Annotated in this window: 15 protein-coding genes, 1 tRNA gene and 1 pseudogene; 8 read left to right on the forward strand and 9 right to left on the reverse strand. The window is 59.6% G+C overall.

Features of this window, described 5'->3' with window-relative positions:
• Positions 1–12 precede the first annotated feature (12 nt).
• The 3 genes from BLU75_RS08585 (at position 13) to BLU75_RS08595 (ending at position 2787) form a co-directional block, all read left to right on the forward strand.
• A complete protein-coding gene (locus BLU75_RS08585) occupies positions 13–528 on the forward strand; it encodes a nitrous oxide reductase accessory protein NosL (protein ID WP_084380283.1) in 516 nt (171 codons plus the stop codon).
• A gap of 221 nt (positions 529–749) precedes the next feature.
• Positions 750–2474, forward strand: coding sequence for a gamma-glutamyltransferase (gene ggt, locus BLU75_RS08590; RefSeq protein ID WP_084380281.1), 1725 nt, complete (start codon positions 750–752; stop codon positions 2472–2474).
• 239 nt (positions 2475–2713) lie between these two features.
• Positions 2714–2787, forward strand: a tRNA-Cys gene (locus BLU75_RS08595).
• A gap of 94 nt (positions 2788–2881) precedes the next feature.
• Here the strand turns inward: BLU75_RS08595 and BLU75_RS08600 are convergent.
• Both BLU75_RS08600 and BLU75_RS27440 read right to left on the reverse strand, forming a co-directional pair.
• A pseudogene (locus tag BLU75_RS08600) lies at positions 2882–3118 on the reverse strand (zinc-binding dehydrogenase); the annotation flags it as partial.
• A gap of 288 nt (positions 3119–3406) precedes the next feature.
• Positions 3407–3580, reverse strand: a complete 174-nt coding sequence (locus tag BLU75_RS27440; RefSeq protein ID WP_172832069.1) for a hypothetical protein — start codon at positions 3578–3580, stop codon at positions 3407–3409.
• Between the two features lie 184 nt (positions 3581–3764).
• Between BLU75_RS27440 and BLU75_RS08610 the strand changes: the two genes are divergently transcribed.
• Together BLU75_RS08610 and BLU75_RS08615 are read left to right on the forward strand one after the other, a co-directional pair.
• Positions 3765–4355, forward strand: coding sequence for an isochorismatase family protein (locus tag BLU75_RS08610; protein WP_084380277.1), 591 nt, complete (start codon positions 3765–3767; stop codon positions 4353–4355).
• A 388-nt stretch (positions 4356–4743) separates the two neighbouring features.
• Positions 4744–5352 carry a LysE family translocator gene (locus BLU75_RS08615; RefSeq protein WP_084380275.1) on the forward strand — a complete coding sequence of 203 codons (609 nt, stop codon included), beginning with the start codon at positions 4744–4746 and terminating at the stop codon, positions 5350–5352.
• A 331-nt stretch (positions 5353–5683) separates the two neighbouring features.
• Here the strand turns inward: BLU75_RS08615 and BLU75_RS08620 are convergent, their stop codons facing one another.
• Positions 5684–6832, reverse strand: coding sequence for an aldose epimerase family protein (locus BLU75_RS08620; protein WP_084380273.1), 1149 nt, complete (start codon positions 6830–6832; stop codon positions 5684–5686).
• A gap of 138 nt (positions 6833–6970) precedes the next feature.
• On the opposite strand from BLU75_RS08620, the gene BLU75_RS08625 reads away from it, so the two are divergent.
• Positions 6971–7753 carry an SDR family NAD(P)-dependent oxidoreductase gene (locus BLU75_RS08625; RefSeq protein WP_084380271.1) on the forward strand — a complete coding sequence of 261 codons (783 nt, stop codon included), beginning with the start codon at positions 6971–6973 and terminating at the stop codon, positions 7751–7753.
• 54 nt (positions 7754–7807) lie between these two features.
• Here the strand turns inward: BLU75_RS08625 and BLU75_RS08630 are convergent, their stop codons facing one another.
• Positions 7808–8146, reverse strand: a complete 339-nt coding sequence (locus BLU75_RS08630) for a DUF1652 domain-containing protein (protein WP_084380269.1) — start codon at positions 8144–8146, stop codon at positions 7808–7810.
• 333 nt (positions 8147–8479) lie between these two features.
• On the opposite strand from BLU75_RS08630, the gene BLU75_RS08635 reads away from it, so the two are divergent.
• On the forward strand, positions 8480–9892 hold the full coding sequence (locus BLU75_RS08635) for an FAD/NAD(P)-binding protein (RefSeq protein WP_084380267.1): 1413 nt from the start codon (positions 8480–8482) through the stop codon (positions 9890–9892).
• Positions 9893–10350: 458 nt separating this feature from the next.
• Here the strand turns inward: BLU75_RS08635 and BLU75_RS08640 are convergent, their stop codons facing one another.
• From BLU75_RS08640 to BLU75_RS08655, 4 genes are read right to left on the reverse strand one after another with little or no spacing between them, the layout of a single operon-like run.
• Positions 10351–11613, reverse strand: a complete 1263-nt coding sequence (locus BLU75_RS08640; RefSeq protein ID WP_084380265.1) for an efflux RND transporter periplasmic adaptor subunit — start codon at positions 11611–11613, stop codon at positions 10351–10353.
• Positions 11603–13084, reverse strand: coding sequence for a TolC family protein (locus BLU75_RS08645; protein ID WP_084380263.1), 1482 nt, complete (start codon positions 13082–13084; stop codon positions 11603–11605). The genes BLU75_RS08640 and BLU75_RS08645 overlap by 11 nt, the downstream gene beginning before the upstream one ends.
• Positions 13077–14276, reverse strand: a complete 1200-nt coding sequence (locus BLU75_RS08650; RefSeq protein ID WP_084380261.1) for an ABC transporter permease — start codon at positions 14274–14276, stop codon at positions 13077–13079. Before BLU75_RS08650 ends, BLU75_RS08645 begins: the two co-directional genes overlap by 8 nt.
• The gene (locus BLU75_RS08655; protein ID WP_373863657.1) at positions 14273–14977 is read right to left on the reverse strand and encodes an ABC transporter ATP-binding protein; all 705 of its coding nucleotides are present in this window, start codon (positions 14975–14977) and stop codon (positions 14273–14275) included. Before BLU75_RS08655 ends, BLU75_RS08650 begins: the two co-directional genes overlap by 4 nt.
• Before the next feature lie 359 nt (positions 14978–15336).
• On the opposite strand from BLU75_RS08655, the gene BLU75_RS08660 reads away from it, so the two are divergent.
• Positions 15337–16092, forward strand: a complete 756-nt coding sequence (locus BLU75_RS08660) for a TetR/AcrR family transcriptional regulator (RefSeq protein WP_090221415.1) — start codon at positions 15337–15339, stop codon at positions 16090–16092.
• 215 nt (positions 16093–16307) lie between these two features.
• Here BLU75_RS08660 and BLU75_RS08665 read toward each other — a convergent pair whose 3' ends face one another.
• Positions 16308–17387: an FUSC family protein gene (locus BLU75_RS08665; RefSeq protein ID WP_084380255.1), complete on the reverse strand. Its 1080-nt coding sequence runs from the start codon at positions 17385–17387 to the stop codon at positions 16308–16310.
• Between the last annotated feature and the right edge of the window lie 104 nt (positions 17388–17491).

Raw genomic sequence — 17491 nt, forward strand, 5'->3', positions numbered from 1 at the left:
GAGTGACACAACATGAAAATGCGTTATTCACTATGGCCGGTTTTGTTTTTGAGTCTGCTGTTGGCCGGGTGCGACAAGCCGCAGCAGTCGACTGCCAGCAATGAGCCGGTGGCGTTTCATCCCGGCGATGAGTGCCACGTGTGCGGGATGGTCATCAACGACTTTCCCGGACCCAAGGGGCAAGTGATGGAGCAGGGCGCGGCGAAGAAGTTCTGCTCCACGGCGGAAATGATCGGCTGGTGGTTGCAGCCCGAGAATCATCATGAAAACGCCGGGTTGTATGTGCATGACATGGGACGTAGCCATTGGGATACACCCGACGACACCCATCTGATCGATGCCAAAACGGCTGTTTATGTCATCGGCACCGGGCTCAAAGGTGCCATGGGCGTGGTATTGGCCTCGTTTGCCGATGAGGCGGTTGCGCACCAGGTGGCGGCGGATACGGGAGGGCGGGTGTTGCGCTTCAGTGAGATTGATCTGGCGCTGTTGCAGCAGCCCGCAGCCATGTCCCACAGCGCGCACTGATCGTATTCTAGTCTTGGAATACAGTCGAATGTGGGGGTGGGCTTGCTCGCGAAGAGGCCCGCAAGAACGATAAAAAACCGCGCCTGTCACCCGCTACGGACTCTGCGAGTCGTGCCTTGCGTTCCATCACCGACAGCCTCTGTCATAAAAACGCCACGGCGCTGGGGCCCGCCGACGAAAACGGCTACTTTGAAAAATTCCAATAAACAGAGTATCCATGGATGAACTACCAACCCTTTACCCGAACCTTGATAACAACGGCCCTGATCCTGACCTTCAGCGGTGTTCAGGCGGCGTCCCAGGCACCGGTGGCTGGCGAAAACGGTATGGTGGTCACCGCCCAGCACCTGGCAACTCACGTTGGGGTCGATGTGCTCAAGGCCGGTGGCAACGCAGTGGATGCGGCGGTCGCCGTCGGTTATGCGCTGGCGGTGGTGTATCCAGCCGCGGGCAATCTGGGCGGTGGTGGGTTCATGACGGTACAGCTGGCGGACGGACGCAAAACCTTTCTCGACTTCCGCGAAAAAGCCCCTTTGGCGTCCACGCCGGACATGTACCTGGACAAGGACGGTAATGTCATCGAAGGCCTGAGCGCCAAGGGGCATTTATCGGTCGGCGTACCGGGCACCGTGTCAGGCATGGAAATGGCGCTGAGCAAATACGGCACCCTGAAGCGGGCGCAGGTGATTAAGCCGGCCATTGCGTTGGCGGAAAATGGTTTCGTCCTCGACCAGGGCGATGTCGACATGCTGCACTCGGCCACCGGCGAATTCGAAAAAGACCGAGACCTGCGCGGTATCTTCCTGCAGGACGGCAAGCCGCTGCAGGTCGGCGAGAAACTGGTGCAAAAGGACCTGGCAAAAACCCTGCGGGAAATCTCCGCCAAGGGCACCGACGGCTTCTACAAGGGCTGGGTCGCCAAGGCCATTGTCGACTCCAGCCAGGCGGGCAAGGGCATCATCGCCCAGGCCGACCTGGACAACTACAAGACCCGTGAACTGGCGCCCATCGAGTGCGACTACCGCGGCTACCATGTGATCTCGGCGCCACCACCGAGTTCGGGTGGCCTGGTGATCTGCCAGATCATGAATATTCTCGAAGGCTACCCGATGGCCGAGCTGGGCTACGGTTCGGCCCAGGGCCTGCACTATCAGATCGAAGCCATGCGTCACGCCTATGTCGACCGCAACAGCTACCTGGGCGACCCGGACTTCGTGGAAAACCCGGTCGCGCATCTGCTGGACAAAAACTACGCGGCAAAACTGCGCACGGCCATCGACCCGCAAAAAGCCGGCGACTCCCAAGCGATCAAGCCGGGCGTCTCGCCGCATGAGGGCACCAACACCACCCATTACTCCATCGTCGACAAGTGGGGCAACGCGGTCTCGGTGACCTACACCCTGAACGACTGGTTTGGCGCCGGGGTCATGGCCAGCAAGACCGGCGTGATCCTCAACGACGAAATGGACGACTTCACCGTCAAGGTCGGTGTACCCAACATGTACGGGCTGATCCAGGGTGAGGCCAACGCCATCGCCCCGGGCAAGGCACCGTTGTCATCCATGAGCCCGACCATCGTCACCAAGGACGGCAAGGCGGTGATGGTCGTAGGCACGTCCGGCGGCAGTCGGATCATCACCGCGACCTTGCAGACCATCCTCAACGTCATCGACTACAAGATGAACATCCAGGAAGCCGTCAACGCCCCGCGTTTCCACCAGCAATGGATGCCCGAGAGCACCAACATCGAAGCCTTCGTCCTGAGCCCCGACACCCAGAAAATCCTCGAAAGCTGGGGCCACACCTTCGCCGGCCCGCAAGACGCCAACCACCTCGCCGCGATCCTCGTCGGCGCGCCCTCCCTGGATGGCAAACCCGTGGGCAACAACCGTTTCTACGGCGCCAACGACCCGCGCCGCAACACCGGCCTGTCCCTGGGCTACTGAGCCACGGCAGGGCAGGGGCGAGCACCCGCAAGCCGCCCCTGCCCCACGCGGCGACAGAATATTTTTTGAAATCAAGGGCTTGCCAGCCCCGGCAAATGAGTACATAATTGCCGCCATCGAACGCATCGAGGCGTAAAAAACCTTAATGTTTTCAATGAGATAGAGTAGAGGCAAGGCTCACGCAGCCCACTCAAGTTCATATGCGGTGGATGTCAGCAATCAGGACATCGATCGTTTGAGGCCGAGTAGCAAAATGGTTATGCAGCGGATTGCAAATCCGCCTACGCCGGTTCGATTCCGACCTCGGCCTCCACTCTTGAAAACCCCGTAGATTAACGTCTACGGGGTTTTTTATTGCCTGTGGTTTGGGAATTAGTGACCGCTACAAAACGGTTAAAAGTACGCATTTACGAGATAAGCGATGGCTTGACCGCAATCGCGATTTTTCCTCGAACTCCGTTGTCGGGACTTTCCAGCAGCGCATGGGCGAGCGCAATGTCGGCAAGCGCATAGACGGCGCCAACGTGTGGCCGCAGCTGACCGCGGGCTATCAATGCGCTCAACTCATCCAGCTTGCCGCGGTTCTGTCTGGTGACAACGAAGTGATAACTGGTGTTCTTGCCCCAGGCCTGGACGAGGTTCTTACGGACCTCAACTGCCTGTTCTCAGAAAATAAATCCGCCGCGCAACTCAAGCCTTCCTCCCATGGGGCAGGGCGCTTTTCCAACCTCCCCCGAGATTTGCTATGTTGCAGCATTCTATTTTCCAAAAGCGGATGCCATGAAACTCTCTTGTTTTTCGTTCCTATCTACCACGTTATTAACCCTGAGTCTGGCAGCCTGCAGCATGACGAAGCCGGCCGCTCCTGAGGGCTCCACGCAAGCGCCAATCCCAGGTTCAGCCACGACGACTCCGTCAGATAAATCCCTTCCTCAGTTCATCGCAAGAGGCAATGAGCCGTTCTGGTCAATCAGCGTCAGCGGCAACGGCAACACCTTGACCTGGATAACGCCTGAGAACCCGAAGGGCACACGGCTCTCAGCACAGCAAGTGACCTCGGGTGACGGGGTCAGGTACATCGGTAGGGATGGTGATAAGACGTTCATGTTGGAGGTGGTTGGCGGGGCGTGCACGGACACGATGTCCGGACACTCTTTCGAGTTCGCAGCCACTTGGGTCTATGCAGGTGACAGCAACGCAGGTTGCGCTGAGCGGGCCGCTAAATAGTGTCCTTGCAAGCAGCCTTTGCGGGTTGCTTTCCTTTGGCCAGCTGATTGGAGAACGCCGTTTATGAGTGCTCAGCCGGGGCCCATTCCCCTCGTCATCCTGGATGTTCAGGACGCTATTGATCAGCCTGTCTGGGAGGGCAAAAGCCATCCAAGCTACCTGACGGCGATTCAGCGTCTTCTGGCGCACTGGCGGCTGAAGGGGTGGCCCGTGGTGCATATCAAGCATGATGAGCAAGCACCGTCATCGACCTATCACGTCCACGGCCCGTGGAATGCCATCAAGCAAGAGGTCGCGCCTGTGGCGGGAGAGGCGGTGATTGTCAAACAGCAGAACTGCGCCTTTATCGGCACCGAGTTGGATCAAGTGCTCAAGGGCATGCGGGTGGAGCGTTTGGTGCTGACGGGGGTAGTGATCCACCACAGCATGGATGCCACGGTGCGTGCCGGAAAAGCGCTCGGCTATCGCATCATCCTGGCGTCTGATGCAACGACGGCGGTGCCGGTGGTGAGCGCCGCAGGGAAGTCCTGGACGGCTACGACGGTGCATGAGCTGACGCTGGCAATCCTCGACGGCGAATATGCCGAAGTCATGACCTCGGACGAGGTGATGGCGCTTGATATCGAAGGCTGCGCGGAGGGTTATGCGGGTTGAACATCGATATCGAAACGCCAGACAAAGAAAAGCCCGCGATGGGGAGAGCGGGCTTAAAGGTGTTCGCTTAGGAGCTGGGATCACCATAAGCGCTGGACTGTGAAAGGGATGTGAAAGGACCCAAACAAAAAACCGCGTGCAATGATATTTCGGCGATGAGAAGAGCTTGGGTTATTTCCTTTTGATCCTGTCTGCGCGTCAGCATGGCTCACCTTGGATAAAGTCAACCGCTGACCAGCGGTTTGCCTATTGGACGTCTACCTTCCGGGCTTTATGCGGCGCAGCCGTGAAGAAAGTGTATCTCTCGATCTGCTTATAGCTGTACGGGGTGAGTCTGCGCCGAACACTCTACTGTCAGGGCGACAACAATTCGCCTGGATGACGCCCCATGTTCATGTCCTCAAGCCTGCTTTCAGCCTTTGCGCTGTTCGCTTTCGTGTCTTCGATCACGCCGGGACCGAATAACACGATGTTATTGGCGTCCGGCGTGAACTTCGGCTTTCGGCGCTCAATTCCTCACGCCCTGGGGATCAGCCTGGGATTTATGGTGCTGGTGATCTCGGTCGGCCTGGGTCTGGGGGAAGTGTTCAAGGCGCTGCCGGGGGCCTATGCGACATTGCGCTATGTCGGGGCGGCGTACTTGCTGTACCTGGCGTGGAAGATTGCGACGTCCAGCCCTCTGTCGGATGACACCCACGGCAACCACACACCCATGACCTTTCTGGGCGCGGCAGTGTTCCAGTGGGTCAACCCCAAGGCCTGGGTCATGGCGTTGGGCGCGATTACTACCTATACGCCCGCGCAAGGCTATTTCACCAACGTGCTGGTGATCGCAGTAGTGTTTGCGGTGATCAACCTACCCAGTGTGTGCGTGTGGGTGGGGTTTGGCAGCGGTTTACGCAGCGTGTTGCGTAATCCGCGCTGGTTGAGAGTGTTCAATTGGTCAATGGCGGGGCTGCTGGTGCTTTCTTTGTACCCGATGTTGTTTGCGGGTTGAACGCGTCAAACTGGTGAGATCGTGGCGAGCAGGCCAATCGCGATGGTCAGTGCTAAAGAGCCAAACAGAAACAATGCCATCTTAGCCATGGGGGCTCCGAAAGGAAGATAAACGACAGGAGGTTTCTCGTCGGGCTCCACGAGTGCGTCGGGAGTGATTCATTGTCACGATTGAAGGCTGTACGGTACAGATTCAGATGCTGAATAAAAAAGCGTATCAGATGCTCCCGCCGCGTCTGTGCAGCGGGCCGGCACCTTATACGTGCAGGTACCGACCAGCGTCAATGAGGCGTGCTCAACCGGTGCCGATTGAGCGAGGTGCAATGACCGACTCAGTCGGTAGAGAATTTGAACACTGTGTTTTGCGTATACGTCTGCCCCGGATCCAGCCGCGTCGAAGGGAAGTTCGGCTGGTTCGGCGCGTCAGGGTAATGCTGGGTTTCCAGGGTAAACGCGCTCCAGTGGTTGTAAGTCTTGCCGGCCTTGCCCTTGACCGAACCATCGAGGAAGTTGCTGGTATAGAACTGCACGCCCGGTTCCGTGGTGTAGAGCTGCAGATGGCGCCCGGATTGCGGATCGTGTACCTCGGCGGCCAGTTTGCCGAGATCACCCTTGGCATCCAGGACCCAGTTGAAGTCGAAGCCACCTTGTTTAGGCTCGGCGAATTTCAACTGGGGATGATCGTCCTTGATGTGTTTACCGATGGCGGTGGGTTGCAGGAAGTCCATCGGGGTGCCAGCGACCGGGGCCAACTCGCCGGTGGGAATCAAGGTGCCGTTGACCGGCGTGTAATGGCTGGCGTGCAAGGTGGCGAGCTGGTTGAGGATGTCGCCGTTACCGGCACCGGCCAGGTTGAAATAACTGTGGTTGGTGAGGTTGAGCACCGTCGGTTTGTCAGTGGTCGCGGTGTACTCGATGTGCAGTTCGTTTTTATCGTTGAGGCGGTAGGTGACCTGGGTTTTCAGGTTTCCGGGAAAGCCCATTTCGCCGTCTTTGGACAGGTAGCTCAACGTCACGCCCACCGAGTCCTTGCTTTTGACCGGTTCGGCTTGCCAGACGCGCTTGTCGAAACCTTCGGCACCGCCATGCAGCGCGTTTGGTCCATCATTGAGCGGTACCTGGTACCGCTTGCCGTCCAGTTCAAAGGCGCCTTTGGCCAAGCGGTTGCCAAAGCGTCCGATAGTGGCGCCGAAGAAGGCAGTTCCGCTCTGGTAGCCCTGTACATCGTCAAAGCCCAGGACTATGTCGTCGAGCTGGCCGTTTTTATCCGGCACGATCAGTGATTGCAGGACGCCGCCGTAAGTAATCACTGTGGCTTGCATGCCATGACTGTTACGCAGCACGTACTGCTCGATGGCCGTACCGTCGTTGGTTTTGCCGAAAGGTTTGTGTTCGCTGGACAAGCCGGCGGCCTGGGCGCCAAGGCTGGCCATCATCAGGGACAGGCCAAGGCTCGAAAGCAGGTGTCGGGAGTGCGGCATCGTTGAACTTCCTTTTGTTATTTTGAATGGAATAGTTCTACTAATTTTCAGATATAGTGCGATTGCTCTGCAAATTTATAGCGTTTCGTGGCTTTTTTGCAATATAAAATAAGACTAATTGGTTGAGGTGAGCATTTTATGAATAATCAAGAAGTTGCCGGTTCCCAGGCGGTGTATGCCGACCTGAAGGGTAAGACCGTCCTGGTTTCCGGTGGCGCCTCGGGGATTGGCGAAGCATTGGTGCGCGCCTTTGCACAGCAGGGCGCACACGTCGGATTTGTCGACATGGCCCAAAGTCAGGGCGAGCAACTGGCTGCCGAGCTGTTGGCCCACGACCATCGCGTCGAATTCGTGCATTGCGATGTCACCGATGAGCACGCCTACAAAACCGCCATCGCCCACATCGCCCACGCGCTGGGGCCGATCACGGTGTTGATCAATAATGCCGCCAACGATGTACGGCACAGCCTGGAAGACATCGATTCGGCGATGTTCGAGAAACTGATCGGGGTTAACCTCAAGCACGCGTTTTTCGCCAGCCAGGCGGTGGTCCCGATGATGAAAGCCGCAGGGCAGGGCGCGATCATCAACCTGGGGTCGATCGGCTGGATGATGGCGTCCGGTGGTTACCCGGTATACGCAGCCAGTAAAGCGGCGACCCACGGCATGACGCGCGGCCTGGCGCGGGAGCTGGGACCTTGGCATATCCGGGTTAACACGCTGGTGCCGGGATGGGTGATGACGCAAAAGCAACTGGCGCTCTGGGTCGATGACGCGGCGCGGGAATTGATCAGTCGTAGTCAATGCCTGCCGGGCAGCGTGCAACCGGAACATATCGCCCATATGGCGCTGTTTCTGGCTTCTGACGTGTCGGCAATGTGTTCGGCGCAGAACTTTATCGTCGATGGCGGTTGGGTTTAGTCCCAGCGGTCGCTCCGTGGCTCCCGGCAATGCGCCGGGGCCGCTGCCACGGGATCATCTGCCGGCGAGCGAAGGCCTGCCGCCGTTTTGCTGCCGAAGGTCAACCAAGCCTGGCACTCGTGCCGCGCTGGCGGAATCAGCCGGGGTGTGCTTCACAGGCACGCACGCCAGTTCGTGGCGCGCCTTGGCAATCAGGTCGGCCACGGCCCTGAACGAGTTCAGGTCGCTGAGGGGGATGCCGCTCAAGTGCAGGGTCGAGGTCGGGTCCGCGTGACGCGTCAAGTCGATACTCAACGTCTTGCCGTCATGGCATTCGCAGGTGCAATGGTCGGGCTGGAAGGCTTTCTCGATCAGGCTTCTTATTTCAAGTATCGACAGTCCTAGATGGTGCATGACGCTTACTCCCTGGCTGCTTGGAATTAGACGCGGGCGAGCGAACTAGCATCGCCGACGCACACACACGGGTAGCAAAGTAAGCGTGTGTAATTTAAGAGATCAGCGAAGGTACGAGGGTTTAATAATAAGCAGGGGAATGCCGACGAGTGGTTTGGCCGCACCCCGTGAATGCGGGGTGCCCGTCGCCCGTGGCCGCCGGATAGATGATCAACGTCGCACTCGACTATGCGCCGCAGGCCGCTTGCCGGATACTGCGAACTATTCAGCGGCAGCGCTGCCGGGTTGTAGGTGCACGACATCTATTGGGCGAGACAGTAAGGGCGTATTTTCATGAATGAAACCGAAGACGGACAGGGGATTCGCGCCGCCAATGTGTTGATCATCGGCGGCGGCTTGAGCGGCACACTGCTGGCAGTGCAACTGCTGCGTTTGCCTGGCGTCCGGCAGATCCTGGTGATCGAGCCGCGCGACGAGCTGGGTCGTGGCGAAGCCTACAGCGCAGTGGAATTGGGCCACACCCTGAACGGCAATGCGGCGCGCATGAGTGTCGACCCGGAAAATGCCGATGACTTGACCCAATGGTTGACTGCCCATATCGCCGCGGGCGGGTGGCCAGAGTCGGACCGGCAGCACGTGCCCGTCAGCGAATTGTTTCCGCCTCGAGGGCTCTTCGGCCTTTACGCGCAACAGCGATTGGCTGAGGCCAGGGCGCTGTCGGCGTCCCGCGTCGAACACATCCGCGCCGAAGTGATCGACGTGCAGGTGGACAGGTCCTCGACCTGGCTGACCTTGGACAACGGCGAGCAACTACGCGGTGATTGTGCGGTGTTGGCCACCGGTATGTTCCCGGCGGCGCGCACGCCACAGACCGCTTCCAGCGGTTTGAACGCGGCCGCCGTCGACCCCTGGAATGTGAGCGCCATGCGTCAACTGGACCCGCAGTCGACGGTGCTGATCATCGGCTCCGGGCTGACTATGGTGGATGCCGTGGTGTCGCTGGAGCAGGCCGGTCATCGCGGGCCTATCGAGGTGTTTTCCCGCCACGGCCTGTTGCCTCATGTCCGTCGCCAGCCCCCGGCCTGGGAGGACTTCCTGGCTGGCGATCAGCGTCTTTGCAGCCCCCTGCAATTAATGCGGGAAGTGCGCCGGCAATGTCAGCGTGCGATGGCGCAAGGCATCGACTGGCAGGCGCCGCTGGACACCGTACGGGTACACATCGCGCGCTTGTGGAGCCAGGCCAGTGAACGGCACAAGCGTCAGTTCGTGCGTCATGTACGGCCCTGGTGGGAAAGCCATCATCACCGCTCGCCACCCTTGAGTGCAGCGTTGGTGGAGCGGTTGCATGGGGAAGGGCGGTTGCGCATTCAAGCCGCGTCGTTCCAGGGATTGGAGTCGTCGGTGAATGGTCAAGTCACCCTGCGTCTGCGCCGCCGTCGCGAGGTGCATGCGACGTTTGTCAGTGGTTGCGCGTTGATTAATTCCAGTGGTATCGAGTACGACTGGCGCCGGGTTGCCCGGCCGCTGCCGCGGCAATTGCTGGCGCGTGGCCTGGTTCAGCCAGGGCCGCTGGCGTTGGGGATCGCGGCGGATGAGTCCGGCGGGGTGCTGGATGTGCAGGGCGTCGCCAGCGAGCGACTGTTCGCCATGGGGCCGCCGTTGCGTGGGATGTGGTGGGAAAGTACGGCGGTGACCGATGTAGCCTTGCAAGCCAAGGCGTTGGCGGCTCGATTGGTCGCGGGCTGAAGATTGCCTAGCACCTCCCCAGAGGGACATAGGTATCTACACCACTTTGCCTCAACGCTTAAATCCCAGCAGATAGGGCTGTTGTGGCGAGCGGGCTTGCCCCGCGTTGGACTGCGAAGCCGTCCCAGTAAGCCGAATGCGGTGTATCAGAGACTCCGTAGCGGCTGGTTTTTGGGACTGCTTCGCAGTCCAACGCGGGACAAGCCCGCTCGCCACAGGGAAATTCGTCAGTTTCTGAAAATTGGGTATACCTATGCCGAAGGGGCGAGGGGCTGACCGAAGTGTGCTGAGAAAATTGGCGACCTGAAAAAACCTATTGATTGTGGATTCAAAGCCGTTCTTTTAGGTCGAAAAATGTCTGAAATATCCCCCAATCGGCCCCTCTCCCTCCGGGAGAGGGCTGGGGTGAGGGCGCCCCGCAGTCAACCTCACCGCCCTTGATCAACCCCGTCCCAGCCTCAACCCCCAATCTTCACAAATCCCGGCTTGAGCCCAAACACTTCCACCCCCGACGCCGTGGACTGCCCGGTAGTCACCGTCACTCGCTCCACCGGCTTATCCATCGCCTCCCGGTATTCCACGCTCATGTCAGCCGCATCGCGACGAATCGCCTGGGCCGGGACAATGATTGCCTGGTCATTGCTGTAAGTGACGATGGTCAACCTTGCGCTCATGCCCAAGCGCACCTTTTGCAACTGCTGCGGAGTGAGCGTGGGGATCGACAGCGTCACCGGGAACTGTGCACTGCCCTGGCTATCGCTGGACAGTGCCAGGCCGCTGACCACGCTGACCGAACCGTGCAGGCGTTCGCCGTCGAAACCATCGCCCATGACTTCCACGGCCTGGCCTTGGTGCAATTGATTAATATCCAGTTCCGAGACGTGGGTGACGATTTTCAGGCGTTCGATATTGGCCAATCCGAACAGCACCTGGCCTTGGGTGACTTTAGTGCCGCCCTGTATCGGGACGTTGTTGCTGTTTGTGCCTTGCGGCCCATTGCTGCCCGGCGCCGGAACGATGATGCCGGAGAATGGCGCCTTGACCTCCTTGCCATCGAGCAGGGTGCGCAAGGCCTCATATTTCACCGTGGCGTTGGTCAACTCCATATCGGCGATCTGGCGGTATTCACCTTTGCCTTGTTCCAGGGTTTGTTGCAGTTCACTGCGCGCCGCCGCCAGGTCCAACTGTTGCTGCCGGGCCTGCTGCTTGAGGTCGTCCAGTTCATTGCGTGGAATGATGCCGCGCTTGAACAGGTTTTCGCTTTCGGTGAGTTTGCGCTGGGTATTGCTGGCGGCCATTTCGGCGGTACGCAGGTTGCGTCGGGCGCGACTGACTTGCTGGCCGCTGTCCCAGTCCTGCATTTCCTGCACCGTGCGGCGTGCCTTGAGTTGCGCGGAAAGCGCATCGCGCAGTTGCACTTCGAGGGTCGCCGGGTCCATGCGCAGCAGCACTTGACCGGCGTCGACGCGTTGACCCTGCTCAACCAGATTGGCCTGCACGTTGCCGTCGAACGGCGCGGTGAGGATGAGGGTGGTCTCGGGCTCGATCTTGCCCACCAAGCCAATTTGGTGCACCAGTGGATCGGGCTTCACCGCCTGCCATTGCTCGGCGGCGTCGGTTTGTGCAGCGGCAGGCGTCTGGTGGTTGACCAGCGCGATCCCGGCACATGCCAGCAGCACCAGCAATACAGCGCCCGATAGGCGTTTTTGATTAGTAGTCATTGAGGGCGATTTCCCAACTTTCGAGTGTCATGCCCAGGGTCAGATCGAGCTGGGTCTGGGCATTCAAATAGGCAATCAGTGCATTGAGGCGAGCATTTTCAGCGTTACGCAGATCGGCTTCGAAGCTCAGCACCTGGAAGTTGGTGGAGCGTCCGGCGCTGAGTTTATCGCGCTCGATGTCGATCTTGCGCCTGGACAGCTCGACAGCGCGCTGGGCGATTTCATATTGGCGCCAGCGAGTGCCGAGGTCGCGTACCACGTTGTTGACGTTGCGCTCCAGTTCCTGGCGGGCATCCGTGATGAGAATGGCCTGGTCCTCTACATTGACCCGCGCGCGAACCTCGGCTTGGCGGGTGCTGATGTCGCCGATCGGAATCTGCACCTGGATCCCGGTATAGCTGTCCCAGCGCCGGTTATGGGTATTGCCGGTAGCGTTATTGGTGACATCACGCACTTGATTGGCGCCCGCCACCAGGTCGACCCGCCAGCGCCCGGAGTCTTTGGCAATCACCAGGTTGAGGTCGGCTTGTTGGCTGCCGAGCAGGGTGGCGAGGTAGTCCGGTTGCTGGGTCTGCGCCAGATTGAAGGCCTGGCGCTTGTCGATATCCATGCGCGAGGCTTCCAGGGCCTCGGTGGCGCGGATTGGTGTCGACAGGTCCAGCGCGAGCAAGCGCAGGAGGCTCAGGCGGCTGATGTCCAGTTGGTTCTGGGCTTCCTCGACCCCCAGTTGCTGGGTGGCAATGTCGGCTTCGGTCTGGACGATTTCGAACTCGGCCATGCGCCCCGCATCGATCAGCGCCCTGTTCACCTCCAACAGGGTCATGGAGCGCTTGAGCGCTTCCTGACTGATGCTCAGTTGCTCCTGGGAACGCAGTAGCTCCCGGTAGGTGGCAATAATTTGACTGATGGTCTGTGCCACGTTTGCCTTGAGATTGAGACGGTTGGCCTGTTCGGCCAGGCGCGACAGGCGGAGCGGGGCGGTGGTTGCATCCCATCCGGCGCCGCGCATCAGGGGCTGGATGATTGCCAGGTTGAGGCCGTCGCTGCGGTAGCGCCCGGCACGGTCGGCGTTGTTCAGTTGCTGGGTCCAGGCCATGCTCAGTTGGGTACCGTATTCCCCCAGCAACGTGGCGGCTGGCGCCAGGTTGGCGTTGCGGGCGCGATCTTCGGAGCCCTGGGTGCTGCGGTAAGAGCTGTTGAGCACCAGTTTGGGGTTGAACGTGTCTTCAGCCACTCGCAGGTCAAACTTCTGCGCCACGCGCTGCAGGTAGGCGCTGCGAATGCGCGGGTTATTGCGCAGGCCCAGATACACCGCATCACCGAGCGTCAGTGTGGTGACCTGGGCGTTGAGAGACACACCGCGCTCATAGCCGCTGCGGGTAATGGTCGGGGCCGATGGGCGCAGCTCCCTGTCGGCGGCAAAGCTGGGCAGGCTCAACAGGGCAAGGATCAACAGCAGCGGTTTATTCATCGCGCAACGCCTCCACCGGTTGCAAGCGTGACGCCGAGATTGCCGGGTAAATACCGAAAAATAATCCCACCAGCAAGGTGCTGCCCACGCCCAGGGGCAGGGCGGCGACGGCCAGGGAAAATTGCCAGCCCGACAGCCAGGCATAGAGGTAGGCGGCGCTTATGCCCAGCACCGCACCGCACATCGCACCGACGGCGGTCAAGGTCACCGCTTCCAGCAGGAACAGATTGCGGATATCCCGTTGGCGAGCGCCAAGGGCCATGCGTATCCCGATCTCCCGGCGGCGCTCCGAGACGTTCATCAGCATCACGTTCATCACCCCGACACCCCCGCCCACCAGCGAGATGGCGCCCAGGGCCAACAGCAGATAGGCAAAGGTGCGGCTCTGGCGGGTCATGCCATCGATCATTTGTTGTGGCACCTGAATGTCGACGTCATGGTCGGTGAACTGCGGCCGCAACGCGGCAGCTGCCTCTCTGGCGACGCGCTCCATATCCTGGCCGGAGGCGGCGCGGATCACCACGCTGCCGACCTGTGGTGTCGGATAGATGCGGCGCATGCCTTTGGCGGGAATGAACAGCGAGTCGTTGGCTTGCACCGGAATCAGCATCGCCCGGGGCTGGTCGTGGAGAATGCCGATGACCTCGAACAGATAGTCATTGATCCGCACGCGATCACCCAACTGCAGCGGGTCACCCGGTGTACCCAAGGCCTGGGTTACCTGTTCGCCGACCACGGCGTAGGTTTGCGCGTTATCGAACTCGGAAAGGAACCGGCCTTCGCGTAGCGACAAACGCATGGCGTCCTTGAGGTCGGGCGTGCTGCCTACCAGGCTGGCGTTGGTGGTACGGCCATGGAACACCACGGGGCCACTGAACAGGCTAATGGCACCGATATGGGCAATTTGCGGTACGGCTTTGCGCACCGCCTCCAGATCCAGGCTGGCGGGTCGCGGGGCGCTGCTGTTGCCTTTGGGCGGGAACTGCGCCACCAGGGTATCGGTGCCCATGTCCTTGAAAATCATTGCGGCATCTTCGGCGGCGTTATGGCCGATATTGATCAGCGCCACCACCGATGAGCTGCCGATCACGATCCCCAACAGTGCGAGGATCGAACGCTTGCCCAAGGTCCGCAGGCTGACGAATGCTTCGTGCAGTAATTGGCTCAGGCTCTGTTCGACCCGCAGATTCATAGGCGCCCGGCCTCCTGCACGACACCGTTGCGCACCAGGATCTTGCGATTCAGGCGTTCGGCAATGTGCGGGTCATGGGTGACGATGATCAGCGTGACGTGTTGTTCGCGATTGAGGGCCAGCAGCAGGTCCATGATTTCCTGGGCGGTGTGGTTATCGAGGTTACCGGTGGGTTCGTCGGCGAGAATCACCGAAGGTGCACCCACCAGCGCCCTGGCAATCGCTACCCGCTGGCGCTGCCCGCCGGAGAGATCGGCAGGGCGATGGTGGGCCCGCTCGGCCAGGCCGACTTGATCGAGCATGTTCAGGGCGCGCTCCAGCGACTCATGGCGCGATACTCCGCGATAGCTCAGGGGCAGGGCAACATTGTCCAGGGCGCTGAGACGCGGCAGCAGGTTGAAACTCTGGAAGACGAAGCCGATCTGCTGGTTGCGGATCGCGGCGAGCTGATCGGGGGTGGCACTGAAAATGTCGTGGCCGGCAAAGCAGTACGCTCCGCAGTCGGGCAAATCGAGCAGGCCGAGAATATTCAGCAGGGTACTTTTGCCAGAACCGGAAGCACCGAGGATGCCGCAGCTGTCGCCGCTGGCGATCGACAGGCTGACGTCATTGAGAATCGCCAGATGCTGCCCGGCCAATTGATAACTTTTGCCGATACCTTGCAGGGAAATGAAGCCTGGGAGCGTTGGGGAGCTTGTCATCATGACTACGCCTTGCGCTACGGCGATCCGAGTCTTCCCCTGAAAATCTTTGTAACAAGTTCAGGGGGGCGCGGGACGGCTGCCAATAGCTGGATTTTATTCTTTTTTTTAAAATATTGTTTGAATAGTAACCTTGATCAATGGGCTTCGCCAGCCACAGAGATAGAGCGGTTTTTCTCGCCGCACCCAGGAAGATAGTGGAGGGAAAAGCCTTGCAGGTGTTTAGGGGGCGCCGCTCCTGACGTCCCCGGCACGGCCTTTGGATAGTATGGCGCAGTGTCACTACTTGCTTTCGATCAACGGCCCCGGTATAAAAAATCAAAATTATTTTTAAAACAATATTCCGCCGTGGAACTGATATGGCCGTGAAGAAACTCAGTGCTCCAAACGTTACCAAGACCCGATTGCTGGACGCGACAGAGGCTCTTTTTATCAAGTACGGTTATGACGCCGTCCTGCTGCGGCAAATTACCGAGAAGGCCCAGGTCAATCTCGCGGCGGTGAACTATCACTTCGGGGACAAGGATTCCCTGATGAAAACCCTGCTGATGCAACGCCTGGAGCCGCTCAACGAGCAGCGTCTGGAGTTGCTTGCGCGGTGCGAGGCCGAATCCGATGGGCCGCTGGACTGCGACACGTTGCTCGGTGTGTTATTCGCGCCGGCCATGGGCATGGAACGTGCCGACCCGGCCAGTGGCGAAGGGCGCTCCTTCATTCGGTTCCTGGGGCGTGTCTACAGCGACACTTCGCCATTTATCCAGGAATACCTCAAGGTTCACTACCAGCCGGTTTTCCAGCGTTTTTTCGAAGCGTTCGCGCAGGCTTTGCCGGACCTGCCACGTAATGAGCTGGGGGTGCGCCTGCAATTTGCCCTCAAGGCAATCTCCGGAGTAATGGCCGGCACCGAGCTGCGCTTGCTGATGAACTCCATGAGTCTGGGCCGCCCGGCCACCGACGCCGAAGTCATGGCCAAGCTGATTACCCTGGTCTCGGCGGCCATTCGGGTACCGCAGCAAAGTCCGGAAGCCGAATTGGCCCTGGCGCGGGTACTCGATACTCAGCGCGCCATTCGCGAGCAGGCGGCGATGCCCGCACCCGGCAAGGTAGCCCTTTGATCGACTGAAAGCCGGCTCGCCATGCGCCGGCCAGCTTTGTGGGTAAACCGCCCGCCACCCTGCAGACGCAGCCGAACCAGACGCAAAAAAAAGCCCGCTGGGGCGGCGGGCTTGATGTGCAGCGTTTGTAACGGATGAGGCTTCACACTACGTTTGTGGATGTGAATAAAGTGTGAAAAAAAAGTAAGAGAGTTTGTATGGGTTTGCTATCGCTATTAGATCTTCCATCTTCCCGAGCTTTTCGCCAACCGACCGCTCATCGCATCCACGTTCGCCGCCAACTGCAACGTCAACAAACGGTAACCATCCAGCGCATTGTGGACTGGAGCCGCCAACCCCGGCTCGGCCGTCGGCGTGCCGCTGGGTCGCTCAAGACGCTGGGTCGCGCCCGATTTCAGGGCCCTTGCCATCCCAATCAACTGCACCCGGATCTGCCGATGCTCAGCCTTGAGTGCCAGCTGCATTCGGGCCATCGCCTGTGCGTCTCGTGGATCAGGACGCGTATTGCCGAGAATCTCCAGGGTGCTGATGCACATCCGCAAGTGGCGCTGGATCGAATCCAGTTCGGTCATGGAAATCCGTACTTCCTTGGACACCGACGGCATCAACGAACGCAGTTGCAGCATGACCGCATTCAAGCGGTTGAGCAGCTTGAGGTGTTCATCGTCGGTCATCGACTGGCCATTGATCGTCCGGCTGTAGAGCGTCGCGCAATCCCGTAGCGCGCTGGCCAGGTTGTAGCGCCAGGAATACACGGCATACAGCGGCAGGGCGAAGGAAAACGCCAGGGCCAGGGCGATGCCGATCAGAATATCGACGGTGCGCCACAAACCATCGGACAGTGGATTCTCACCATGCCCGGCGACGATAAATACGGTGATACCCGACAGTAGCGCGGTGTACCCACCTTTGCCGATGGCGTGGTAGGAAAAGAACCCGCACACCACTGACATCAACAGATAGGTCAGCAGCGGTAAGCCCAGGTAGGCCTGTTGGGCGACCAGCAGCAAACCGACGCTGGCACCGATCAGAGTGCCATAAGCGCGTTCAACGGCTTTTTTGCCGATATTGCCGTGATGCTGCAAACCGCCGATCACCACCAGCATCGTCACCGAAGCCCATTCGCCGTGGGGAAAATTTAGGCCGGTGGTCAGCAGGATGGTTGCCAGCAAGCCGATGGACACGCGGACCGCATGGATCAATTTGGCGTGACGATAGCGGCGATAAGGGTCGAGTAGCGGACGCAGCAAGCGCCGGGCAAACGGGTGCAGGCGTACAGCGGGAAAAAACTTCATTGGCTAAGGGGCCCCAAACCCACTGTAGGAGCGAGCTTGCTCGCGAAAGCCTCAAGGACACTGCGTTTATCCAGATAACACGCGCCACCGATGACGCCAATGCA

It is taken from the genome of Pseudomonas mucidolens (assembly GCF_900106045.1).
Lineage (GTDB): Bacteria > Pseudomonadota > Gammaproteobacteria > Pseudomonadales > Pseudomonadaceae > Aquipseudomonas > Aquipseudomonas mucidolens.